General features: G+C 36.2%; 22 protein-coding genes and 1 tRNA gene. 6 read left to right on the top strand and 17 right to left on the bottom strand.

The window, feature by feature from the left end:
* Positions 1–14 precede the first annotated feature (14 nt).
* A complete protein-coding gene (gene folK, locus KBJ98_RS00570; protein WP_210787836.1) occupies positions 15–1,160 on the bottom strand; it encodes a 2-amino-4-hydroxy-6-hydroxymethyldihydropteridine diphosphokinase in 1,146 nt (381 codons plus the stop codon).
* Between the two features lie 139 nt (positions 1,161–1,299).
* Here folK and sppA point away from each other — a divergent pair, with 139 nt between their 5' ends.
* Positions 1,300–3,060, top strand: a complete 1,761-nt coding sequence (sppA, locus tag KBJ98_RS00575; RefSeq protein WP_210787837.1) for a signal peptide peptidase SppA — start codon at positions 1,300–1,302, stop codon at positions 3,058–3,060.
* Positions 3,061–3,227: 167 nt separating this feature from the next.
* The gene (locus KBJ98_RS00580; RefSeq protein ID WP_210787838.1) at positions 3,228–5,846 is read left to right on the top strand and encodes an AsmA-like C-terminal region-containing protein; all 2,619 of its coding nucleotides are present in this window, start codon (positions 3,228–3,230) and stop codon (positions 5,844–5,846) included.
* 228 nt (positions 5,847–6,074) lie between these two features.
* On the opposite strand, the gene KBJ98_RS00585 is transcribed toward KBJ98_RS00580, so the two are convergent.
* Entirely contained in the window at positions 6,075–6,869 is a 795-nt protein-coding gene (locus KBJ98_RS00585; RefSeq protein ID WP_210787839.1) for a DUF2797 domain-containing protein, read from the bottom strand.
* 145 nt (positions 6,870–7,014) lie between these two features.
* On the opposite strand from KBJ98_RS00585, the gene KBJ98_RS00590 reads away from it, so the two are divergent.
* Complete coding sequence (locus KBJ98_RS00590) at positions 7,015–8,523, top strand: GH3 auxin-responsive promoter family protein (protein ID WP_210787840.1); 1,509 nt, start codon at positions 7,015–7,017, stop codon at positions 8,521–8,523.
* Between the two features lie 30 nt (positions 8,524–8,553).
* Here KBJ98_RS00590 and serB read toward each other — a convergent pair whose 3' ends face one another.
* The 15 genes from serB to KBJ98_RS00665 form a co-directional block, all read right to left on the bottom strand.
* Entirely contained in the window at positions 8,554–9,786 is a 1,233-nt protein-coding gene (gene serB, locus KBJ98_RS00595; protein WP_210787841.1) for a phosphoserine phosphatase SerB, read from the bottom strand.
* Positions 9,787–10,025: 239 nt separating this feature from the next.
* Complete coding sequence (locus tag KBJ98_RS00600; protein ID WP_210787842.1) at positions 10,026–10,436, bottom strand: SRPBCC domain-containing protein; 411 nt, start codon at positions 10,434–10,436, stop codon at positions 10,026–10,028.
* Positions 10,437–10,564: 128 nt separating this feature from the next.
* The gene (gene clpX, locus KBJ98_RS00605) at positions 10,565–11,797 is read right to left on the bottom strand and encodes an ATP-dependent Clp protease ATP-binding subunit ClpX (RefSeq protein WP_166133173.1); all 1,233 of its coding nucleotides are present in this window, start codon (positions 11,795–11,797) and stop codon (positions 10,565–10,567) included.
* Between the two features lie 77 nt (positions 11,798–11,874).
* On the bottom strand, positions 11,875–12,549 hold the full coding sequence (clpP, locus tag KBJ98_RS00610) for an ATP-dependent Clp endopeptidase proteolytic subunit ClpP (RefSeq protein ID WP_166133171.1): 675 nt from the start codon (positions 12,547–12,549) through the stop codon (positions 11,875–11,877).
* Positions 12,550–12,970: 421 nt separating this feature from the next.
* On the bottom strand, positions 12,971–14,296 hold the full coding sequence (locus KBJ98_RS00615) for a trigger factor (RefSeq protein ID WP_210787843.1): 1,326 nt from the start codon (positions 14,294–14,296) through the stop codon (positions 12,971–12,973).
* Positions 14,297–14,735: 439 nt separating this feature from the next.
* A tRNA-Glu gene (locus tag KBJ98_RS00620) sits at positions 14,736–14,807 on the bottom strand.
* Between the two features lie 211 nt (positions 14,808–15,018).
* The gene (locus tag KBJ98_RS00625) at positions 15,019–15,753 is read right to left on the bottom strand and encodes a DUF3347 domain-containing protein (RefSeq protein WP_210787844.1); all 735 of its coding nucleotides are present in this window, start codon (positions 15,751–15,753) and stop codon (positions 15,019–15,021) included.
* Positions 15,754–15,791: 38 nt separating this feature from the next.
* Complete coding sequence (locus KBJ98_RS00630) at positions 15,792–16,595, bottom strand: hypothetical protein (RefSeq protein WP_210787845.1); 804 nt, start codon at positions 16,593–16,595, stop codon at positions 15,792–15,794.
* The gene (locus KBJ98_RS00635) at positions 16,596–17,117 is read right to left on the bottom strand and encodes a heavy-metal-associated domain-containing protein (protein ID WP_210787846.1); all 522 of its coding nucleotides are present in this window, start codon (positions 17,115–17,117) and stop codon (positions 16,596–16,598) included.
* Positions 17,118–17,121: 4 nt separating this feature from the next.
* Positions 17,122–17,592, bottom strand: coding sequence for a TlpA family protein disulfide reductase (locus KBJ98_RS00640; RefSeq protein WP_210787847.1), 471 nt, complete (start codon positions 17,590–17,592; stop codon positions 17,122–17,124).
* Between the two features lie 84 nt (positions 17,593–17,676).
* Positions 17,677–18,063 (bottom strand): heavy-metal-associated domain-containing protein, encoded by a 387-nt coding sequence (locus KBJ98_RS00645; protein WP_210787848.1) that lies wholly within the window; start codon positions 18,061–18,063, stop codon positions 17,677–17,679.
* Between the two features lie 156 nt (positions 18,064–18,219).
* Positions 18,220–18,591 (bottom strand): hypothetical protein, encoded by a 372-nt coding sequence (locus tag KBJ98_RS00650; RefSeq protein ID WP_210787849.1) that lies wholly within the window; start codon positions 18,589–18,591, stop codon positions 18,220–18,222.
* A 194-nt stretch (positions 18,592–18,785) separates the two neighbouring features.
* Positions 18,786–19,130 carry a phage holin family protein gene (locus KBJ98_RS00655; protein WP_210787850.1) on the bottom strand — a complete coding sequence of 115 codons (345 nt, stop codon included), beginning with the start codon at positions 19,128–19,130 and terminating at the stop codon, positions 18,786–18,788.
* Positions 19,131–19,169: 39 nt separating this feature from the next.
* The gene (locus tag KBJ98_RS00660; protein ID WP_210787851.1) at positions 19,170–19,949 is read right to left on the bottom strand and encodes an alpha/beta fold hydrolase; all 780 of its coding nucleotides are present in this window, start codon (positions 19,947–19,949) and stop codon (positions 19,170–19,172) included.
* Between the two features lie 148 nt (positions 19,950–20,097).
* Positions 20,098–20,811 carry a pyridoxine 5'-phosphate synthase gene (locus KBJ98_RS00665; protein WP_210787852.1) on the bottom strand — a complete coding sequence of 238 codons (714 nt, stop codon included), beginning with the start codon at positions 20,809–20,811 and terminating at the stop codon, positions 20,098–20,100.
* A gap of 115 nt (positions 20,812–20,926) precedes the next feature.
* Between KBJ98_RS00665 and KBJ98_RS00670 the strand changes: the two genes are divergently transcribed.
* The 3 genes from KBJ98_RS00670 to porG all read left to right on the top strand — a co-directional run bounded on the left by KBJ98_RS00670 (position 20,927) and on the right by porG (position 23,365).
* A complete protein-coding gene (locus KBJ98_RS00670; protein ID WP_210787853.1) occupies positions 20,927–21,586 on the top strand; it encodes a CBS domain-containing protein in 660 nt (219 codons plus the stop codon).
* 50 nt (positions 21,587–21,636) lie between these two features.
* Complete coding sequence (locus tag KBJ98_RS00675; protein WP_210787854.1) at positions 21,637–22,521, top strand: NAD kinase; 885 nt, start codon at positions 21,637–21,639, stop codon at positions 22,519–22,521.
* Positions 22,522–22,690: 169 nt separating this feature from the next.
* Positions 22,691–23,365, top strand: coding sequence for a type IX secretion system protein PorG (porG, locus tag KBJ98_RS00680; protein ID WP_210787855.1), 675 nt, complete (start codon positions 22,691–22,693; stop codon positions 23,363–23,365).
* Positions 23,366–23,367 lie beyond the last annotated feature (2 nt).

Consider the following 23,367-nt stretch of genomic DNA (forward strand, 5'->3'; position numbering starts at 1 on the left):
AGCCAAGAAAGGAGTTAAAAAATTTGGGAGAGCATTTTTTTCTTGATTTCCTCCAAAATGTACAGATAGTCTTCTTGATTTTTTACAAAATCACGATCAGAAACATCGATAATTAGTACATTTAAATTGGTTTGCGACTTGATATAATCCAAATAACCGCTGTTGATTTTATCTAAATAATCAGCTGGAATTTTCTGCTCATAGCTACGGCCTCTTTTTTTGATGTTTTGCAACAAACGTTCTGAATTTTGATATAAGTACACATACAAATCTGGCCTTGGCATTTCTTTGTAAATGATATCAAAAAGATTGCGATACAAGCGGTATTCGTCTTCTGCTAAAGTGATTTTTGCAAAAATCAAGGATTTAAAAATATGATAATCGGCTACTAAAAAATCTTTAAACAAATCGAATTGCGCCAAGTCATCGGATAATTGTTGGTACCTATCAGCAAGGAATGACATCTCTAGCGGAAACGCGTATCGATTTTGATCTTTATAAAATTTTGGTAAAAATGGATTATCAGCAAAACGCTCCAAAACTGTTTTCGCGTTAAAATCTTCAGCAATTTTGGTTGCCAACGTAGTTTTACCAGCTCCAATATTTCCTTCGAAAGCAACATAATTGTAGCGTTCAAGCGGAATACTTTGCAAAGGTTGTGTCATATTTTGCACAATAGTACAAGGACTGACATCTGTTGACAACGATACCATTTGGGTTATCGTCTTGCCCAAAACAGGATGCTCCCAATCTAAATTTAAATCTTGTAAAGGCAACAAAACAAAATTACGATCTTGCATTAAAGGATGCGGAACTTGTAATTTTTCAGACTGGATTACATCATTATCAAAAGCAATAATATCGATATCAATTGTTCGGGCAGCGTATCCAGTTGTGCTCTTTCGTGACCTACCTAATTGTTTCTCAATTTTTAAAACCTGAGTCAAAACTTTGTGCGCACTACTGTAGGTATGAATCACTACAGCACAATTATAAAAATCATCGCTCTCAAAACCCCACGCAGGCGTTTGATACAAATTAGAAACACGCAAAATAGTGCCTACTTGTTGATGAATCAATTGAAGACTCTGCTCAATCGTAGCCAAACGATCGCCTTGATTGCTGCCTATAGATAGAATAACTTGATGCTGTGATTTCATAATTGATGCAAATTAACTAAAAGAATTTTAGAATTAGGAATATATTTGCGCCCACTTTTATTTGCTTAATTTGTGAAATCCTATACAACTGTGCTGTAACATTTCAAGAATTTTGCGACTGATACAAAAAATAAATTATATGAGATTTTTAGGAAATGTACTGGCAACTGTCATTGGGATATTTGTCTTTTTTATGTTATTCTTTTTTGGAATCGTTTTGATAGGAACCATTTTTGGTGGTGAATCTGATGGCGTTGTGGTAGATAATAATTCAGTTATTGAATTGAATCTGGAAAACGTTCAAAATGATTATGCTGGTAAATACAATGATCCATGGGTTACTGCTTTTTCAGAAAATGAAAAAATAGGTGTTATTGACATTATAAATTCTATCGAAGCTGCAAAAACGGATGATGATATCAAGGGTATTTCTATTTTAAACAACAATTCGTATTTAGGAATGGCTCAGACCAAAGCCTTACGAGATGCCTTAGAAAGCTTCAAACAATCAGGTAAATTTGTAATGGCCTACGGCAATACCTATTCACAAAAAGAATATTACTTGAACTCGGTTGCTAATACTGTTTATTTGAATCCAGTAGGCGAAATGGATTTTAAGGGATTGTCGTCAGAAGTTATGTTTTTTAAAGATTTTCAAGAAAAATCAGGTTTGAAAATGGAGGTTATTCGTCATGGAAAATACAAAAGTGCCGTTGAACCTTTCTTAGAAAACCAAATGAGCGAGGCTAATAGAGAGCAAACTACTGCATTATTGACCTCTGTTTGGAACTCAATGATAAAAGACATCGCAAAAAGCAGAAATCTTAGTGTAACAAAATTGAATGAAATTGCTACTGGTCTCTTAGGCCGTACGCCTGAAATGGCAAAGGCTCAAAAACTTATTGACGTAATTGCTTACGAAGATGTATACCATGATGCCATTAAAAAAGCATTAAAAGTCGATAAAGACGAGGATTACAACAGTGTTTCAATACTTGATTATGCTCAAAAAACAGCAACAACTGCAAGTGTAAACAGCGCTACTAACGAAATTGCCATCATTTATGCGCAAGGCGAAATTATGGGCGGCGAAGGAGATGTAACTGTAATTGGAGAAGGTTCTATGCGCCGATCTTTGCAAGAAGCTAGAACTAATAAAGACGTAAAAGCGATTGTTTTGCGTATTGACAGTCCGGGTGGAAGCGCCTTAACTTCTGATTTGATTTGGAGAGAAATTGAGTTGACTAAAAAAGTAAAACCAATTGTAGTATCTATGGGTAATTATGCAGCATCAGGCGGATATTACATTGCTTGTAATGCAAACACTATTTTTGCTGAAGAAAGTACCATCACAGGATCAATTGGTGTATTTGGTGTGTTACCTAACTTTACAACTCTAGCTACCAAAATTGGCATTCATACAGAACAAGTAAAAACCCATTCTAACGCTGCTGATTATAGTCCGTTTGTACCATTGGATGAAAATTTCAAAGCAGTAACGCTTGAAGGTGTGGAGCACATTTACAAAACTTTTGTAACTCGAGTAGCTCAGGGCAGAAAAATGTCGTTCGCGCAAGTAGACAGCATTGCACAAGGACGCGTTTGGACTGGAGCTGAAGCACTAAAAATTGGTCTTGTAGACAAAATTGGTGGTTTGGATGATGCTATTGCAAAAGCGGCTTCGTTAGCAAAAGTAAAAGAGTACCGAACTCAAAATTACCCTGAATACGACAAAAACTTCGATGATTTACTAGCAGGTTTCCCTTTTGCACAATCAAAAGAGCGTTTTATTAAAGAGGAAATAGGAGAAGAAAACTATCGCATGTTGAACGAAATTAAAAAACTTCAAGCCAGACAAGGCGTGCAAGCCATGCTGCCTTTTGCAATCAAAATGAAATAAATAAAAAAAATTGAAAATACTTTTAAACCCGCTATTGTCATTACTTTAGCGGGTTTTTCTTTAAATCATATAAGCTTTTATGAAAACATTAGAAATATAGAAAGCCTAAATCAAGTATTTTTGTACAATAAAGTAGTTGATTAGCAATATAAAACAAGCATCATCACATGGGAAAGAAAATTTTAAAAATAGTAGGTATAGTCCTTTTGTTGCTAGTAGCAACATTATTTGCAGCACCCTTTTTATTTAAAGATCAAATAAAAGCAAAAATTACCGATGCCATTAATGCAAAAGTTGACGCCACGGTATCCTTTTCCGATGCCGATTTAAGTTTATTTAAAAACTTTCCGAATGCTAATGTAACGCTAGAAAAACTAGTTATCATCAATAAAGCGCCTTTCGCAGGAGACACTTTGGTTTCACTAGGCGAAGTCAACCTTAAAATGTCAATTAAAGAACTTTTTAAAGACAAAAAAGAAGCGATTGCTATTGATGGAGTGAGTTCAAAAGATGGGTTGATCAACATTATTTTCAACAAAGATGGCATTGGAAACTTTGATATTGCACTTAAAGACGCCAAAAAAGAAGAAGCTTCAACCAGTAGTCCGCTGGCTTTAAAAATTCAAGAATACAAAATTGAAAATTTTCAGTTTCGCTATTTTGACGAAAGTTCAAAAATTAAAATGGTTATTGACAGCTTGAATCACGAAGGTTCAGGTGATTTTGCCGCTGAAAAATTAGACTTAACAACCAAGACCACAGCTAAAGTGAGCTTGAATATGGATAAAGTCAATTACATGAATCAAGTAGCATTAACACTTGATGCCGTTTTAGGAATCGATTTAAAAAACAGCAAATACAGCTTTAAAGAAAACAAGGCCTTAATTAATCAACTCCCGTTAGAATTTGATGGATTTATACAAATTGCTGATGCAGGACAAGAATATGACTTGAAATTTAAAACGCCAACCTCGTCATTTAAAAACTTTTTGGGCGTGATACCAGCCGCCTATGCAGCTAGTTTAGATAATGTTCAAACTACAGGTGATTTTACCATTGTTGGTTTTGCAAAAGGATTGTACTCTGATACCAGCGTACCCAAATTCAATATTGCCATTGCCTCCCACAATGCTTCTTTTAAATACCCGAACTTGCCTAAAACGGTTGAAAAAATCGTTATTGACACTAAAATTATCAATGAAACCGGAATTCTTAATGACACTTATGTAAACTTAGATAAACTCTCGTTTCAAATTGATCAAGATGTATTTAATGCCAAAGCAAACATCAAAAACATCACCCAAAACGCAATAGTTGATGCCGCATTAAAAGGAACTATCAATTTAGCAAACCTATCAAAAGCCTACCCTATCAAGCTTGACAAACCTTTATCTGGGATTTTAAAAGCTGATGTTACCACAAAATTTGATATGCAAAGTGTTGAAAAAAGTGAATATGAAAAGATCAACAATGCGGGTAGTATGAGCCTATCTGGATTCAAATATGCTGATGAAAATGGTAAAACCATGAACATTAGTACGGCGGTAGTACAGTTTAACCCAAGCCAAGTTAATTTGAAACAATTAAATGCCACAACTGGAAGAAGTGATATTAGCGTAAGTGGAATTCTGGAAAACTTTTATGGTTTTATTTTTAGAAATCAGGAGTTGAAAGGGAACTTTTTCATGTCGTCAAATCAATTGGCGGTTGACGATTTTATGACGACTGAAGAACCGGCAAAAGAAAGCACCGCTGGAAAAAAAGCCGAGGCTATGAAAATCCCTGCTTTTTTAAATTGTACGCTTAGCGCAAAAGCCAATACGGTATTGTATGACAACCTAAAACTAAAAAACGTAGCCGGGAAATTAATTGTGAGAGACCAAAAGGTAACTCTAGAAAATGTGAAGACCTCTATTTTTGGTGGGTCGATTGGAGTGAACGGAGCGGTTTCAACAAAAGGCAAAGTGCCTGTATTTAATATGGATTTAAAGTTAAACCAAGTTGATATTGCACAGTCATTTACACAATTAGACATGCTGAAGAAAATTGCTCCAATTGCGGGAATTATTAACGGCCGTTTGAATTCGAATATTAAACTGAACGGTAATTTAGATGCCACCGAATTTACGCCTGACTTAAAAACTTTGACCGGTGATTTATTGGGCCAACTGTTATCAACTACTGTCAATGAAAAAAACTCGACTTTGTTGAAAGCTATTGGGTCGAATATTAAGTTTATAGATGTAAAAAAAATTAATTTGAATGACATTAAAGCAGCAATCACGTTCAAAGATGGTAAAGTAAATATCAAACCATTTGACATTAAATACAAAGACATTAAAGCTACAATTGGCGGAACACACGGTTTTGATCAAAGTATGAGTTACAACCTGAAATTTGATGTTCCGGCTAAATATTTGGGTGCCGAAGCGAATGCCTTACTAGCGAAATTAACTCCTGCCGAAGCTGCTAAAATAGAAAACGTGCCTATCAATGCGGTTTTGGGCGGTAATTTTACCAATCCGAAAATAACAACCGATATCAAAACGGCGCTGACACAATTGACAAATCAGTTGGTGAAACAACAAAAAGACCGTTTGGTAAAAAAAGGAACCTCAGCGATAACGAATTATATCAATAAAAACAAAAAACCAGGTGACACTACAAAAACAGCTGCACCTGCCAAACCAGCTACCAAAGAAGAAGTAAAAGCCAAAGCTGCTGATTTATTGAATGGTCTGTTTAAAAAGAAAAAGAAACCAGCTGATACCACAAAAGTAAACTAGGTAGAAGTACAATAAAAAAGAGGAATTTCAATAGGTTTGAAATTCCTCTTTTTTTATGAAATATAGTGCTGTTTTGTCATTGAAAACTAAAACGCGTATTGTATGTTGTGTTGCGTAAAGGATGGAAGCGGCATCCTTTTATGCAGCGCAGCGGAATAAAAGATACAGCGAACAGCCTGACCTTTTTTAAAATTTTTTCTATTTTAAAAAAGGCTACGCCCAACTGTTTTACACGGTGATGGAAACCATATAGCCTTCGGAGCCGCGAACATTAAAAACGGTTCCATCATCAAAAAGTAAATATTGCCCTTTTACGCCTGTTAATTTGCCTTCGAACTGCGGTGTTTTATCAAGATTCAAGCTATTTACCTTCGCGGGATACTGCAAAACAGGGTAATTCATTTCGTACAAATCGTTGTTTTGATTGTAAAAATATTCCTGAACTTCGGTTGGAATTAAGTGTTCCAATTTCAAGCGTTCTGCCACCAAATCGACTGGTTCAATCGTGTTGGTTAACATTTTGCGCCAATTGGTTTTGTCTGCATAATGTTTCTTTAAAGCGACCTCGGTGATTCCGGCAAGATAGCGATTGGGAACCTCAACGATTGAAATGGCTTGGTTGGCACCTTGATCAATCCATCGGGTTGGGACTTGTGTTTTGCGTGTAACTCCTACTTTGACTTCACTCGACAAAGCCAAGTAGACAATGTGCGGCTGCAATTGTACTTTTTGCTCGTAGGCCAAATCACGATCAGCGATACCAAGATGCGCGGTGCTGAGTTCGGGTTTCATGATCCAATCGCCCACAGCCGGACTCGAATAAAAGCAGTCGTAACAAAAACCTTGACGAAAAATCTTTTTCTTTTTGTTGCAATTGAGACATTGGTAGCCTACAAATTGTATCGAAAAATTTTTATTTAAAAACTGATTGACGTTTAAAAAACTATTTTCAAAAACGATATAGTATTGAATGGGAGCACCCATTTCGGTTTGCATTTTGGCTAGTACACCTTCGTATGTCATTATTCGTAAAGTTTGTTGTTTAAATTTTTAGGTTAAACAAATTTTGTTATTTTTGGTAAAGTTGTAAAGTTAGTATTTGTGTATCGATATTCAAATGGGAAACTATAAAACTGCGTATGACTTTTAGAAATCGTAAATAAAAAAAATGCCATTAACCATTATTAATTCGTTTGCCTCTTGGGTTTTAAAGCAAAGAATTCATCAGATAGAATTGTTCCTAAAGTACCCGAACGAGGTTCAGGAGGAATTGCTTATGAACTTGATACAAGCCTCGAAAAATACGGTTTTGGGCAAGGATTACGATTTTGCATCTATAAAATCGTATGCTACTTTTACATCACGCATACCTATTTCTACCTACGAAGAATTGCAACCCCTTATTGAACGAACGCGACAAGGAGAACAAAATGTTTTTTGGGAAACTCCCATAAAATGGTTTGCCAAATCGAGCGGTACTACCAATGCCAAGAGTAAATTTATACCCGTAAGCAACGAAGCCTTAGAAGATTGTCATTACAAAGGCAGTAAAGATTTGCTGTGTTTGTATTTGAACAATAACGAGGATTCGGAGTTGTTTATAGGCAAGAGTTTACGCTTAGGTGGAAGTTCTCAAATTTACGAGGACAAAAATACTTTTTTTGGTGATTTGTCGGCTATTTTGATAGAAAACATGCCTATTTGGGCGGAGTTTAGCAGCACGCCAAGTAACAAAACATCGTTAATGAGCGAGTGGGAAACCAAAATTGCAGCTATTATTAACGAAACTAAAAACGAAAATGTGACCAGTTTTGCTGGCGTTCCTTCCTGGATGCTGGTATTAATGAATAAAATGCTCGAAGAAACCGGTAAAGGCAATTTACTGGAGCTTTGGCCTAACTTAGAAGTCTATTTTCATGGCGGTGTTAATTTTGAACCGTACCGCGAGCAGTATCAAAAAATACTTCCTAAAAAGGATTTTAAATACTACGAAATATACAATGCCTCTGAAGGTTTTTTTGCCATTCAAGACTTGAATTATTCTAGTGATTTGTTGTTGATGTTGGACTACGGGATTTTTTATGAGTTCATTCCGATGGATACTTTTGGTACGCCGAATCAAAAAATTATTCGACTGGCAGATGTAGAATTGTTTAAAAACTACGCCATCGTGATTACTACCAACTCAGGTTTGTGGCGCTATATGATAGGTGACACGGTGCGTTTTACCTCTTTAAATCCTTATAGAATTCGAGTTACAGGCAGAACGAAACATCATATCAACGTTTTTGGCGAAGAATTAATGGTTGAAAACACGGATCAAGCCATTGCACAAGCCTGTAAAATTACCCACACCGAAGTGGTGGATTACACCGTGGCACCCATTTTTATGGAAGGCAAAGAAAAAGGCGCTCACGAGTGGATGATTGAGTTTAAAAACCCACCTGCTGATTTGGCTCAATTTCAGAAAATTTTAGACGAATCTATACAAGCACTCAACTCTGACTACGAGGCCAAACGCTACAACAACATGACTTTAAATCCATTGGTAATCAATGTAGCCCGTAAAAATTTGTTTTATGATTGGCTCAAAGACAATAGCAAGCTTGGTGGGCAACACAAAATACCAAGATTATCGAATCAAAGGGATTACTTGGAGCAGCTCAAAAACTTGTAAAAAGATTATTTTCCTAAAAAAATTGCACACCTACTCCATCATATCAATATGTCGATCATGGTAACCTAACAAATACAAAACACCATCTAAACCTAAGCTAGAAATAGAACTTTCGGCTTTTTCCTTAACGGTTGGTTTGGCATGAAAAGCGATGCCTAAACCTGCTAAATTCAACATGGGTAAATCATTAGCACCATCGCCCACTGCAATAGTCTGATTGATGTGAATGCCTTCTTTGTCTGCAATAGCTTGCAGGTATTCGGCTTTCTTTTTACCATCAACAATTTCGCCCAAATAATTACCCGTTAATTTTCCGTCGATGATTTCCAGCTCATTAGCGTGTACGTAATCAATACCCAATTCTTTCTGTAAATACTTCCCAAAAAAGGTAAAACCTCCTGATAGAATAGCCGTTTTGTATCCGTAATATTTCAAGGCTTTCATTAAGCGATGCGCACCTTTGGTAATGGGTAAATTTTCGGCAACGCTTTGTAACACGGCTTCACTCAAACCTTCAAGCAAAGCCATACGTTGTTTGAAGCTTTCGCTAAAATCAATTTCGCCATTCATAGCTGACTCGGTTATGGCACGCACTTGCTCGCCTACTCCAGCAAGCTCTGCTAATTCATCAATTACTTCTGTTTGTATGAGCGTCGAATCCATATCAAAACAAACCAAACGGCGGTTTCGTCGGTACATATTGTCTTCTTGAAACGAAATATCTACATCTAAAGTTCGAGAAATTTCCATAAAACTAGCCGTCATAAACGACTTGTCGACGATAGTTCCTGTTACCGAAAGCTGAATGCAAGCACGAGGAAATTCTTCTTTTTCAATAATAGATACTCTGCCCGTAAGGCGTTTAATAGCATCAATATTCAAGTTTTGATTGGATAAAATACGAGTCACAGCAGCGATTTGTACCGCAGTCAGGCTTTCGCCCAAAACATTAATTGTGTAGCGTTGCTTGCGTTGTCCTTTGACCCAAATTTCATAATCTTCGATAGAAATGGGAATGAACTTCACCTTTACACCCAATTCATACGCTTTAAACAACAAATCTTTTAAAACAGGTCCCGATGTAGAGCCTGCTTTGATTTCGAACAGAATTCCAAGTGAAAGTGTATCATGAATATCGGCTTGACCAATATCTAGAATAATAGCGTCATAATTTGCTAAAATAGAAGTTAAACCAGCGGTAACTCCAGGTTTGTCTTGACCTGAAACTTTTAATAAAATGACTTCTTTATCTGCTACTTGCATGCGATTGGCTTTAAAATACCAAACAAAAATCGACAATTGAAAGGGGATAAAAAAAAATAAAATTCCTTTTTGCACACAAAAACAAATCCGATAATTTAAGTACAAAAAAACCTGTTCAAACGAATGAACAGCTTGCTGTTTTTACGAAAATCGCAATTTATAGCGTAAATCAAAAAATGTAATCTAAGTTTTTCTACCGTTGGAGATGATCAATTTCAAGGTAATGCATTGTAAAAAAATTAAAGATTTGCCTCTTCAACATACTTTTTAAAATTATCTAAAATAGCCTGCCAGCCTTGTTCTTGTAATTCTTCAGAATTCTCTCTTTCGGGATCAAAACGTTCAGTCACTTTGGTACCTGCTTCATTTTGCTCAAAAGTAATTTTTACTTTTCTACCATCGCCTAATTCGTATTCTATTACCGAAAAATCTAAAACAGTAGTATAGACTCCTTCAAAATCAAAGCGCATGGTATCGTCTTTAGAAGCCATTGTGTATTTGAATTTCCCGCCCACTTTCAAGTCATTTTCTGCAAAAGGAGTATACCAATCATCAGAGGCATTGTTCCATTTCATGATGTGTTGTGGTGTTGTCCATTTTTCCCATACTTGTTCTATTGAAGCGTTTATAGTGTTTTGTACTGTTATCATTTGAAGTTGCTTTTATTAATTATAAAAATACAAAATAATTAAAATCAGTTCTCATTTTTAAAATCAATAAAAAAAAACCTGCTCAAATGAATGAACAGGTTTTTATATGTTACTGAGAAATTGATTTGTTAAGAAGCAATCTCTAAACGTTTCAGCAAATTTTTACTCAAAGCTTCCTCTGCGTATTCTTGATTGATCTCGAGTACTTTATCATCTGAACTTGGTAATTCATACATAGCATCCGTTAGAATCGCTTCGCATAACGAACGCAAACCACGAGCACCTAATTTGTATTCTAGGGCCTTATCAACAATAAAATCTAAGGCTTCGTTGGTAATGGTAAAAGTTACATCATCCATTAAAAACAACTTTTCATATTGCTTGATCAAGGCATTTTTAGGTTCTGTCAAAATTGAACGTAACGTTGCTCTATCCAAAGGATCCATGTGTGTAAGTACCGGCAAACGACCAATGATTTCTGGAATTAATCCAAAATCTTTAATGTCTTTTGGGATTATGTATTGCAATAAATTGTCTTTATCAATAGCATCTGCTGTTTTTGAAGTAGAATATCCTACAGCCTGACGGTTCAATCGTTTCGAAATAATTCTTTCGATACCATCAAAAGCACCTCCTGCAATAAACAAGATATTTTGTGTGTTTACCTCAACAAATTTTTGATCCGGGTGCTTGCGTCCGCCCTTTGGTGGCACATTCACAACCGTTCCTTCTAATAATTTCAGTAACGCTTGCTGTACTCCTTCGCCAGATACATCACGTGTAATAGATGGGTTGTCACTTTTACGTGCAATTTTATCTATTTCGTCAATAAATACAATACCACGTTCCGCTTTCGCCACATCATAATCAGCAGCTTGTAGCAAACGCGTTAAAATACTCTCTACATCTTCACCTACATATCCTGCTTCGGTTAGCACAGTAGCATCTACAATAGCCAAAGGAACATCTAACATTTTTGCGATGGTTTTGGCCACCAATGTTTTTCCGGTTCCAGTTTGCCCTACCATAATGATGTTGCTTTTTTCAATTTCAACCTCATCGTCTTGCTGCTGTTGCATCAATCGTTTGTAGTGGTTGTAAACGGCCACCGACATTACTTTTTTGGTTTGATCTTGACCAATTACATATTGATCTAAGAACGCTCTTATTTCTTTCGGCTTTTGCAAAACCAAATCGCTTGCTAGCGCGCTGCTACTTGAAGTTCTTAATTCCTCAAGAACAATACCATGCGCTTGCTCAATACATTTGTCGCAAATATGCGCTTCGATACCTGCAATTAATAATTTAGTTTCTGGCTTTTTTCTTCCACAAAACGAACATTCTAATTTTTCTTTCGCCATATTTTTTGTTTCAAGTTTAAAGTTCCAAGTTTAAAGTTCTCACAATAACTTTAAACTTGAAACCTGAAACCATTTTTTTATCCTCTTCTCAACACTTCGTCGATCATTCCGTATTCTTTTGCTTCATCTGCTTTCATCCAATAATCGCGCTCGCTATCAGCGTGTACTTTTTCGAATGATTGTCCAGAATGGTGCGAGATAATGTTGTATAACTCTTCTTTTAGTTTTAACATTTCTCTTAAATTGATTTCCATATCAGTAGCAACTCCTTGTGCTCCACCTGATGGTTGGTGAATCATAACACGAGAATGTGGCAATGCTGAACGTTTTCCTTCGGCACCAGCGCATAATAATACTGCTCCCATAGATGCTGCCATACCTGTACAAATTGTAGCTACATCAGGCTTAATGTACTGCATAGTATCATAAATTCCTAAACCAGCATAAACGCTACCTCCAGGAGAATTCAAGTAAATTTGAATGTCTTTTGAAGCATCGGCGCTTTCTAAGAACAACAATTGTGCTTGAACAATATTTGCAATTTGATCGTCAATTCCAGTTCCTAAAAAGATAATTCTGTCCATCATCAATCTAGAGAAAACATCTAATTGCGAAATGTTTAATTGACGCTCTTCAATAATATAAGGTGTCATATTAGTTGGGTTCATTGCAGCAACGATTTTATCGTAATACATAGCATTTACCCCTTGGTGCTTTGTAGCAAATTTTTTAAATTCTTTACCGTAATTCATTTGTATAGGTTTAAAAGTTTGTAAGTCTAATGTTTGAATTATTAACAACGCAAAGGTTGTACCTCTTTCGAATTGGTGCCAATATGTCTTGTTTTTAGCCCAGATTGAAGTGGAAAGCTTTTTGAATTCCGTTTTTTAGTTCTTTTTATTCATGCAAAGCGACCAAAGGAAGCTCTTGCAGGAATTTAAAAAAACAGAAACGGAAGAAAAAACTTAGAACGTAAAGCCGGATTGGCTCCTGTAAAAATGAGCTATTCATTTCAAACAAAAGAGCGCCAAAAAAAATTTTCTGACGCTCAAATATAACTATTTTTTATCGTTTTGCATTTGTAATAAAATCTTAAAATTTGAAACAAAAAACGAAATTGTTTTCCGATTTTTCAACTTTTGACTTTATAACATTTGCCTTTACGGCAAGAATTTATTCTCCGTATGAAGCAGCAATAAACTCTTCGTAAGTAACCTCTTTAGTAGTTGGGTTTGCTTTTTCTTTGAATAATTCTAATAATTTTTCAGCAACAACTTGGTCTGAAAGTCTTTTTACTTCGTCTTGGTTTGATAAAACACGAGCTACAATACCTTGCACTTCTTCGTCAGTTGGATTTGTTTGTCCGAACTGAGCCATTTGCAAACGAATGTTTCTTGTAGTGAAATCTTTCAAGTCTTCAAAAGTAATTTTGATGTCAGATTGTGCCATAGCTCTACCTTCGATCAATTGAAAACGCAATCCTTTTTCAGAACGTGCATATTCAACTTCAGCTTCTTCTGGAGTTAATTTTTTCTCACCTACAGTTTGCAACCATCTTTTTAGGAATTCAGCTGGCAAATCGAATTTTGTATTTTCGATTAACCACTCTGTAACATCGCCTAATAATTTTTGATCTGCTTGCTGCGCGAATTGGCTTTCAGCATCTTCTTTGATTTTAGTTTTCAACTCCTCAAGAGTAGAAATTACACCTGCACCAAATAATTTATCAAAAAGCTCTTGGTTTAATTCAGCCAATTCAGCCGTGTTGATCGCCTCAATAGTGAATTGAACATCAACTGCTAAACCGTGAACATCGTCATGAGCCACTTTCATTACATCCATCAATTGGTGATCGTCTTCAAATAAACCGCTTGTGTTTACAGTTACTACATCACCTACTTTTTTACCAATAAACAGTTCAAATGTAGCTGCATCTTTAAAAAGATCTGCTGCAATTGTAGTACTGTTATTGATTCCTTTTTCTTCATTTACAAAAGTACCTGTAACATCGCTGTTAGCCGCTACAACCTCTTGAGGAATAGCAGTACCAAATTGTTTTTGAATTCTAGCTACTTGACCATCAATTAATTTATCGTCAGCAGTAACCACATATTTTACGATTTCGTTTTTAGCCTCTAAGTCTAAAGTGAAATTTGGCACTAAACCAATTTCGTACTCAAAAGTTAATTCTTCAGCATCCCAATCAAAGTTTTCGTTAGCGATTGGTAGTGGAGTTCCAAGAAGGTTCAATCTTTCAGACTGCACAAAACGCTCTAGCGCCAAGTCAACTACTTTTTGTACTTCTTCTTGTTTGATTTTTTTTCCGTATTGTTTTTCAACAAGATCTTTAGGAACTTGCCCTTTTCTAAACCCTTTTACAGTAGCCAAAGGCATTTTTTCGTTGATTCTTTTTGCTACTTGACCTTTGTAATCCATGTGTACAACGGTCATTACAATTTTCTCGTTTACTGCGTCTATTGCTACTCTTTTGATATCCATCTTGTTCTTTACTTTACATTAGAAATTCGGTTGGCAAAATTATAAAATTTTTACACGCTAACCAAGTTTTTCATAGGCGAACCTTTTGCCTTGAAATTCAACATCTTTTCACTACCAAAACCCCTTATAATTCGGCTTATATGGGCGTGCCGCACCGCCGTTTCTCTATGGTGCGTCAGGCTGTTCGTTCCCGCTTTTGGGGTTTTGCCCTGCGGGACAAAACCCCAAAGAGCTCCACTGCCATCCTTCACGCGGCACAACTCTCAAAAATAACTTTGCCAAAATCAAGAAAAATTATTCACAAAATTTTCTAAAACACCACAAAATTGAATTAACACCAATAAAAAAAAGCCTCAAGAATTACTTCTTGAGGCTTTAACTAATTGCGTACAGTTGCAAAATAATACAGATAATCTTTCTTTAATACTTGCGTTTTTTGTAGCCCGTAGCGGAATCGAACCGCTCTTACATGGATGAAAACCATGCGTCCTAACCGATAGACGAACGGGCCTTGTTTTGTATTGCGGGTGCAAAATTAGAACTTTTTTTGAATGTTGCAACACCATTTTAAAAAAAAATCTAATTTTTTTTATCCAAAAAATTCAATTCGCTGTAAATAAGCTAGCTAATGTATTTTTTGAAACTAAAAAAATATTCTTTAGCTAATTCAAGAAGCTGGCTTTATGATTAAACCAGCTTCCTGTAGTAGCATTACTAATTTATTACTGCACAGCGCCAATTCTTCGACCACAATGCAACATCTCTGCACCAAAATACGGATTGACCACATCTTTCGTTTCACTTACCCAATAACCGCTTTTACCATTCTCGTACATTGGGCAATAATCTTGATACAAAACCTGCGTAGTCCCGTAAGCTTTAATAAAATCGAACATATTCTTGCTTAGTTTTGCAAAATACTCCCGCTGCTCCTTTAAGCCTCCTGAAGAACCTACCACATTACTAGTGTTTTCTCTCATTTCTTTTACCAACTTAGCGTATTCAGCCGATGCTCTTTTATCAATAGAGCTCGACTTTGCTTTGTCTAAATTAGCCTTCATACTTTTTGCTAATACAGCTGCATTTCCAGAATCGTCTTTTGTTAATGCATTTTTCACTTTAAAATAATCCGCCACTATTTGATCCGTTGGGAAAGCTTGTTGTTTTTCACCGCGAGTCTTAATTTTTCGCAACGAAACTTCATCTTCCAACGTGTCCCTTGTAATGACGGTGCTATCTGAGGTAGCCGTCACTTCTACTTTCTCCGTAAGCTCCATGCCACATTCCGGACACTCGGCACCGTTCTCGCCCTTTACATTCGCATGCATCGGACACGCGTATAACTCCGCAGTTGTTTGTTTTGCAACTTCCTTGCTTTCTGTTGCCGAATTGTTTTTAGAATTGCAGGAAACAGTAACAATTGCCCCTAGCAAGAATGCTATAATGGTATTTTTCATTTGCTTTTATTTTTTTCAAACTTCGTGTTTTTACTTAATTACTTAGTGGTGTTAAAAAAAGTATACTCTAATTTTAACAGTACACTATTGGTTGCCATTCGGCTCATCTCACTATAAAGCTGATGACGGTACGCCAAATCTATTCGAGCCTGACTATTCACAATAAATTGAATTGACGGTACTACATCCAGATAAGATTTACCATTCTCATTTAGGCGCTGACCCAAAAACTCCACCATTGCATTGATATTAGTCTGCTCAAAACTAGTATATTTTCTGGGATGCAACAATTGCCCTATTGACAACGAATAATTCAAACCACTGTTAGATTGTAAAGCAGGAAAAATAAAGTCACCATTATTCAAGGCGCGCTCATAACTAACTGTCGCACTAATTGCTGTTTTGTTTACCAATTGCGTTGCAACCAAACCAGTTTCGTAGCCCGAGTTCATTCCCATAGTTTCAATTTCTTCTTGAAAAATTGGTGCGCTATTAGTGCTCAATCTCCCGTATGCCGCCAAACGAAAATGGCTGTGCAAATCATCACTCGAAAAAAATCGGTATTTAGCATACACGCTTCCACCTTGTAATTTGAATTGATCCTGAGTATTATTTAAAAAAGCGGTAGCGTGAACCATCCAGTTTTTGTTAACTCCCCACATGACCTCAGGCATGGCATGGAAATTAGTCTCTCCTTGCTTATTCCAAGTTAGCATTGAGGCTTGACGCACACCTATTGCTCCTGTTGGCATGTTGCTGGCCGGCTCTGTCATTACAAATAATTCTTGCGCATTGATTTGTATCGTGAAAAAGGCTAGCACCAATAAAATAGAATACTTCATTTAAATTGATTTTACCAAATACGTATTATCTTGACCCAAAACATCAGCATATTTGGCAAGCATTTTAGCTGACTTTTTGAGTTCTTTTTTAGTTACAAAACCTTCGCTCAGCAACTGCACTTGCATAGGCCCACTTGATTTTTTGGCTTTTTCCGCAAAAACATAAGTCCCTGATTGATTTTGTACTTTTTCATTTTCTTGTCCATTTACAACTCCCAGATCAATAGTTAACACTAACGAACCAATAAAAAAACCTGTTTTCTCAATACTGTTTTTCAACGCTTTTGGCGTTAAAGTATTATTTGCTTTTAACTGTACCGTAAATGTATTGGTATTCAAATCAGTTGACACACTTTCTACTTCTGGCATTGATTTCAATTGCTTGTTGATGGCATTCGAACACATTGAGCAGGTTAGTCCTGTTGCTACAATCTCTGCTTTTGAAATTTGCGCGTTTCCTTGAACCACGACCAAAACAAATAGGACAGCGGTTAAAACGATTTTTATTTTACTATTTTTCATGTTTTTATTTTTTTAATTGATCTGAAATTTGATCTAAGCTCGGGTTAATTGCCACTAATTTTCCGTTTTTATCAAACAAATAAGCACTTGGTAATTGCTCTACGCCAAAAAGCGCCGCAACCTTTGCCTCAAAACCATTCGGATCAATTAATTGTACGTTTGACAACTTGTCTTTTGCGATTGCGGCTAACCACTTGTCTTTTTTGGTATCAATCGAAATTCCGATCATCTCAAAATTTTTTGATTTATTAGCAGTGTAAAAAGGCCCTAATTTTTTGTTAGCAATTCTACATGGTGCACACCATGATGCCCAAAAATCAACCAAAATTACCTTTCCTTTAAAAGATGCACCCGATACATTTACTCCCTTTTGGTTCAAAAGTTGAAAACTTGGCATTGCATCTCCTATTTTTAATTGCGCATTCGTTGTTGTCATACCTAGTATTACAAACAACATCATCACTATTTTTTTCATAATTATTTATTTTAATTTTTCAGATTATTGAATAGTTTCAACAAGCTTACCACAACTTAACTTTTGTAGTTATGCAGTTGCTATTTAGTTTTCAGACTCCTTTTTTACGGCTGGCGCAGTATCTAAACTTGTTTCACGATCGTACTGGCAACAACCATGCAAATTATTGTACACTTCATCTACAGCTTTAAAACGGGCGCTATCATAACCAGCAGCCGCTACTCGTTTTAAAATTTCATCTTGAGATGTTACTTTACTGTCATAAGTAAGGGTTGCCATTTTTGTGTCTTTGTCCCACACTACGGTTGCTATCTTTTTAACAGAACCCGCTTTTTCGATATTGCTTTTACACATACCGCAATTTCCGTTGATTTTTACCTTCTCAGTAACTGAATTTTTAATTTGCGCACTAGCACCTACTACAGATAACAATAAAGTTATTGCCATCAATATTCTTTGAATTGATTTCATTGTTTTGATTTTAAATAATTGAAAATTTAGAATAAGGAAATAACAAAATAAGGCGACAGCCAAACAGTTATAAATCCATTAATTCTTTTTTGAAAATAATTGATTCCTTTTAGGAATATACGAAGAAAATACACTTTTGGCTGTTGCCAAAAGAATTTAGCTTATTTTAGGCGGAAGCCAAATAGCACTAAAATCATTTGAAATAAACACTTTAGTGTAATAATTAGGAGTTGATTTTGTTGAAAAACCAAATAGAAGCGTTTTAAAATCAACATCAACAGTGTTAGTTAAGCCTAGAACCAAACTTGAACTACCACAAGATAAATCTTTACAAGCACCATTGCACTTTTTAGAAGAATCTTTTGAAGAAGAGGATTGTTTTTTACAGCACTTTTTGTCAGTTGACGATGTTGCTGATTTCGTTTTGCAACAAGACATTTCTACTTTTTGACTACAAGCCATAGCTTCGCTCGGCATCATCAAGAAGCCAAAAACTAGGAAGAGTAAAATGTAAATTCTTTTCGTCATGCTACAAATTCAACAGTACAAAAGTATTAAAAAGACAAATGCAAACAAGCAATTAACTGCTAAATAGCTGTTAAAAATGCAGTTAAAAAAAATCTCGATGCCTGAACTGTCGTTAACAGCCACGCATCGAGATTCAAATTATAGGTATACTAACGCCTTATTAGCAAATAGAAGCTTTTGATTATGGCCTTGAATTATTTTTTAACACCCAGTATAAGGTTCATAACTGATTGCAAAACCGATAAAACAACACTAAATATAAAGGCTGTAATAAAACCATCAACCTCAAAACCGCCAACAATTTTTGTACAAAGCAATACCATTAAGGCATTAATTACCAAAAGAAACAAACCTAAAGTAAATACGGTAACCGGAAGTGTAAAGAACACAATGATAGGTTTGATAAAGATGTTTAACAATCCTAACACCACAGCAACAATAAGCGCCGTTGTAAAACCGGCAATACGAACACCTGGCATAAAGTGAGCTAAAACTAAAACAAGAAGTGCAGTAACGATAATTTTTATAAGTAAATTCATTTTGTTTGTTTTTAAGAGGTTGGGTTAATTGATATTTGATTACGATAAAAAATAAATAACGAGTTGGTAAAACATAGCAGGGTTTTCAGCATGCAACCAATGACCGGCATTAGGAATCGTTTCGATTATGGACTGCGGAAAATGTTCTTGAATGTTTTCGATATCACTATCTAAAATGTATTTTGAATTGCCGCCGCGAATGAACAATGTAGGTTTTTCAAAGCGAGCAGACTCAGATAATGGCACACCAACCGCTTCGAGATTGGCATTGAAAGCAGCCAAATTAAATCGAAAGGCGAGCTGCCCAGGTTGCTGCCAGTACAAACTTTTCATTAAAAATTGGCGCGTCCCGAAATCAGGAATATACGTTTCTAGAATAGCCTCTACAGCTGCACGACTCGGCTGCGTTGAAAAATCGACCGCATTGAGTCCTGCCAAAATATCTTGGTGGTGTTGTGGGTAAAATTTAGGTCCGATATCAGCAACAATTAATTTATTAACCAAATCAGGCTGCGAACAAGCGAGTAGCATAGCTACTTTTCCTCCCATGGAATGTCCTAAAATAGTAGCGTTTTGTATATTGTGCGCTTGGCAATAAGCCACTACATCTTGTGCCATCAAATCATAACTAAATTCAGTTGTGTGTAAACTACGGCCGTGATTGCGTAAATCGAGTAAATGTACTTGATACTGCTCAGCAAATTGGGCTCCTAGGGTTTTCCAATTGTCTGACATGCCTAAAAATCCGTGTAGAATAAGAAGTACTGGACTTGCGGTAGGATTTAAAATAACGCTATGCAAAATAGGTGTTGATACCATAATCGTCTTAATTTTGTTGGGCTCGCGTGAGGGATAGTAGCAGAAAGCCCGGAACAAAACGGAATGCAATGTAGTTTTGTGAGGACTTGTAGCGGATAGCCCGACCCTGCTGCAACGCTAGTGGAAGCAGGGTCACGCCCCAATTATTTTATTTTAATTTTTGTAGATACATATTAACGACATTCTCGAGACCTAGATACAAAGACTCAGAAATCAAGGCGTGACCGATGGAAACCTCTAAAAGTCCCGAGATATTTTGTTTGAAAAATTGAATGTTATCCAGACTTAAATCATGTCCGGCATTGATACCCAACTGCAATTCATTGGCCAATTCCGCCGCAGCGATATAAGGTTCGATGGCTGACCTATTGCCCAAGCTGTATTGGTGTGCAAAAGCTTCGGTGTAGAGTTCGATGCGATCAGTACCTGTTTTTTTGGCGCCTTCGATCATGTCGAGTCGTGGATCTACAAAAATAGAAGTTCGAATGTTGTGGCGTTGAAATTCCTGAATCATCTCGGTCAAGTAAGCTTGGTTTTTAACCGTATCCCAGCCAGCCGAAGAAGTGATAGCTCCAATGGCATCAGGCACTAAAGTAACTTGTGTAGGCTGACACTCTAAAACCAAATCGATAAAATTATGCTGCGGGTTACCCTCGATATTAAACTCGGTATAAACAATCGGTTTTAAATCGCGCGCATCTTGATACCTTATGTGTCGTTCGTCAGGCCTTGGGTGAATGGTGATTCCTTGACCTCCAAATCGCTGAATATCGGTAGCGACTTTTAACAAATCAGGCACATTGCCGCCGCGAGCATTTCGTAAAGTTGCTATTTTATTGATGTTTACACTTAACTTTGTCATGAATACAGGTTTAGTTTGATTTACTAGTGTTTAATTGAAAGCAAAAATACAAAGTAAAACTTAGGAGATTTTGCTATTTTTTGATTATTTTGCATGAAATATTGCTCGCAAACTTATGACAGAACTACTCCAATTTATCAACAACGACTATAAAGCCCTTGACAGCCAAGAAACTATTGCGGAGGTTCAGGACTTTTTTAGTGATATATCGTTCTCTCACTTTCCGGTGGTAGAAGATGGCGTGTACTTGGGCTGTATTGCTGCCGAGGATAGCGAGACCTTTGACAGTGATAAAAAAATCATTGATTACCGCTTTACTCTTGAAGGCTTTTTTGTTCGAACCACGACTATTTGGCTGGATGTTTTAGAAGTTTTTGCCAAAAACCATAGTAATTTGGTACCGGTTTTAGACCAAAGTAATAGCTATGTTGGATATTACGAAATGGAAGATGTCATGCGATTTTTTCACGAAACCCCATTTTTGAAGGAACCGGGTGGAATTATTGTGGTTCAAAAACCAATTTTAGAATACTCGATGAGCCAGATCACTCAAATTGTAGAAAGTAATAATGGTAAACTGCTTGGCTTATTCGTTTCGGAATCGGCAGTAGATAGTGTTGTGGTTACTTTAAAAATTTCTTTGGGCGCCATGAACGAAATCATTCAAACCTTTAGACGATACAATTACGAGATTTTATCAGACCACCAAGAAGACAATTACATTAACAACTTAAAGGAACGCTCTGATTATTTAGATAAGTATTTAAATATTTAAGGAGTACCTTAAAAACAACAAGCGCAGCTTTAAACCCGACATCTAAAATCATGAAAGTAGCAATCTACGGTCAATATTATCAAAACAGCACAGAACCTATCATAAACGACATTTTTGATTTTTTCAACAAGAATAATGTCGAGTTGATTATTGAAGAAAAGTTTATGCAAATACTTGATGAAAAGAAATTAGTAGCTGCCGGGTACAAAACTTTTTCAAATCACCACGAATTAGATAGTAGTTTTGATATGCTAATTAGTATTGGTGGCGATGGTACCATATTAAGAGCCGCTACTTTGGTTCGCGACTCTGGAATCCCAATTTTAGGTATAAATGCAGGAAGACTCGGCTTTTTGGCTACGGTTCAAAAAGAAAATATTGCCTCTTTCATGCAATTTGTAATTGATAAAAAATATACGCTCTCTAAACGCGCTTTACTAAGTTTGCACTGCACACCAAGCAATGAAGCAATCGAAGAAATGAATTTTGCCATGAACGAAATTACGGTAAGCCGCAAAGACACTACCTCTATGATTACCATAGATACGTATTTAAACGGTGAATTCTTAAATTCGTATTGGGCCGACGGTTTAATTATATCTACACCTACTGGCTCCACAGGCTATTCCTTAAGTTGTGGCGGACCAATTTTAACACCTGATGTAAAAAGCCTTGTTATTACGCCAATTGCACCACACAATTTAACCGCAAGACCACTAGTAGTTCCAGACGAAACAGAAATAAAACTAAAAGTATCTGGTCGCGAGGAGAACTATTTAGTTTCATTAGATTCGAGAGTTACCTCAATAAAAAACGAATCTATACTGACTTTAAAGAAAACACCTTTCTACATAAACATGGTCGAAATTCCCGGCGAAACATTCCTAAAAACCCTTAGAAACAAATTACTTTGGGGACAAGACAAACGCAATTAAGTCGAAATAACCTGCGCAGATACAATTTTCTCAATCTTTGACGTTTTAACAAAACAATCCCTTTATTTAAAAGCGCTTAAAGTACTAATTATTAAAAAAACGCACATTTAACAGATTGGGCATTGTATCGAAGTGATTATTATTATATTTGCACGCAATTTTTGATTTAATGAAGAAGATTTTTATTATTTTTCTAAGTCTGTTTTCCTTGACAAACCTACAAGCTCAAATTCATGAGATTGGCGTTTTTCTTGGCGGGAGTAATTACATAGGAGACATTGGACCAACGACTTACATCAATCCCAATGAACCTGCAATTGGAATTTTGTATAAGTGGAATAAAAGTCCGAGACACTCGTATCGAATTTCATATGTACAGTCGCAAATTACCTCTAGAGACTTTGACTCAAAGGAAGTAAGTAGGTATGAACGCGGCTTCAACTTAGAAAATGATGTAAAAGAATTGTCTTTAGGTCTTGAATTTAATTTTTTCGACTTTAATTTGCATGAAGGACAGCCAAAACTTACTCCTTATGTTGCATCAGGTTTAAGTTACTTTTTTGATAGTTTTACCTTGACAAATGACTTTGCGGATGTAAAAATAACGGGAAGAAGCCGACGAAAAAAATCAATTGCGATTCCGATGATTGTTGGACTTAAAGCTACCGTAATGCCCCAATTTATCTTGGCGATAGAGGCAGGAGCAAGATACAGCCAGAGCGATAACATGGACGGAAGTTTTAATGAAAAATTTGGGAATATAAATAATAATGATTGGTACGTTTTTTCAGGACTAACACTTACCTACACCTTTGGTAAGTCACCCTGTTATTGTGCAGAATAAAA

It is taken from the genome of Flavobacterium erciyesense, from assembly GCF_018069925.1.
In the GTDB taxonomy this organism is placed as follows: Bacteria; Bacteroidota; Bacteroidia; order Flavobacteriales; family Flavobacteriaceae; genus Flavobacterium; species Flavobacterium erciyesense.

Excerpts from the sequence above, each read along its gene's own strand:
- folK (WP_210787836.1), bottom strand. The coding sequence starts at position 1,160 with ATGAAATCACAGCATCAAGTTATTCTATCTATAGGCAGCAATCAAGGC.
- sppA (WP_210787837.1), top strand. The coding sequence starts at position 1,300 with ATGAGATTTTTAGGAAATGTACTGGCAACTGTCATTGGGATATTTGTC.
- KBJ98_RS00580 (WP_210787838.1), top strand. The coding sequence starts at position 3,228 with ATGGGAAAGAAAATTTTAAAAATAGTAGGTATAGTCCTTTTGTTGCTA.
- KBJ98_RS00585 (WP_210787839.1), bottom strand. The coding sequence starts at position 6,869 with ATGACATACGAAGGTGTACTAGCCAAAATGCAAACCGAAATGGGTGCT.
- KBJ98_RS00590 (WP_210787840.1), top strand. The coding sequence starts at position 7,015 with ATGCCATTAACCATTATTAATTCGTTTGCCTCTTGGGTTTTAAAGCAA.
- serB (WP_210787841.1), bottom strand. The coding sequence starts at position 9,786 with ATGCAAGTAGCAGATAAAGAAGTCATTTTATTAAAAGTTTCAGGTCAA.
- KBJ98_RS00600 (WP_210787842.1), bottom strand. The coding sequence starts at position 10,436 with ATGATAACAGTACAAAACACTATAAACGCTTCAATAGAACAAGTATGG.
- clpX (WP_166133173.1), bottom strand. The coding sequence starts at position 11,797 with ATGGCGAAAGAAAAATTAGAATGTTCGTTTTGTGGAAGAAAAAAGCCA.
- clpP (WP_166133171.1), bottom strand. The coding sequence starts at position 12,549 with ATGAATTACGGTAAAGAATTTAAAAAATTTGCTACAAAGCACCAAGGG.
- KBJ98_RS00615 (WP_210787843.1), bottom strand. The coding sequence starts at position 14,296 with ATGGATATCAAAAGAGTAGCAATAGACGCAGTAAACGAGAAAATTGTA.
- KBJ98_RS00625 (WP_210787844.1), bottom strand. The coding sequence starts at position 15,753 with ATGAAAAATACCATTATAGCATTCTTGCTAGGGGCAATTGTTACTGTT.
- KBJ98_RS00630 (WP_210787845.1), bottom strand. The coding sequence starts at position 16,595 with ATGAAGTATTCTATTTTATTGGTGCTAGCCTTTTTCACGATACAAATC.
- KBJ98_RS00635 (WP_210787846.1), bottom strand. The coding sequence starts at position 17,117 with ATGAAAAATAGTAAAATAAAAATCGTTTTAACCGCTGTCCTATTTGTT.
- KBJ98_RS00640 (WP_210787847.1), bottom strand. The coding sequence starts at position 17,592 with ATGAAAAAAATAGTGATGATGTTGTTTGTAATACTAGGTATGACAACA.
- KBJ98_RS00645 (WP_210787848.1), bottom strand. The coding sequence starts at position 18,063 with ATGAAATCAATTCAAAGAATATTGATGGCAATAACTTTATTGTTATCT.
- KBJ98_RS00650 (WP_210787849.1), bottom strand. The coding sequence starts at position 18,591 with ATGACGAAAAGAATTTACATTTTACTCTTCCTAGTTTTTGGCTTCTTG.
- KBJ98_RS00655 (WP_210787850.1), bottom strand. The coding sequence starts at position 19,130 with ATGAATTTACTTATAAAAATTATCGTTACTGCACTTCTTGTTTTAGTT.
- KBJ98_RS00660 (WP_210787851.1), bottom strand. The coding sequence starts at position 19,949 with ATGGTATCAACACCTATTTTGCATAGCGTTATTTTAAATCCTACCGCA.
- KBJ98_RS00665 (WP_210787852.1), bottom strand. The coding sequence starts at position 20,811 with ATGACAAAGTTAAGTGTAAACATCAATAAAATAGCAACTTTACGAAAT.
- KBJ98_RS00670 (WP_210787853.1), top strand. The coding sequence starts at position 20,927 with ATGACAGAACTACTCCAATTTATCAACAACGACTATAAAGCCCTTGAC.
- KBJ98_RS00675 (WP_210787854.1), top strand. The coding sequence starts at position 21,637 with ATGAAAGTAGCAATCTACGGTCAATATTATCAAAACAGCACAGAACCT.
- porG (WP_210787855.1), top strand. The coding sequence starts at position 22,691 with ATGAAGAAGATTTTTATTATTTTTCTAAGTCTGTTTTCCTTGACAAAC.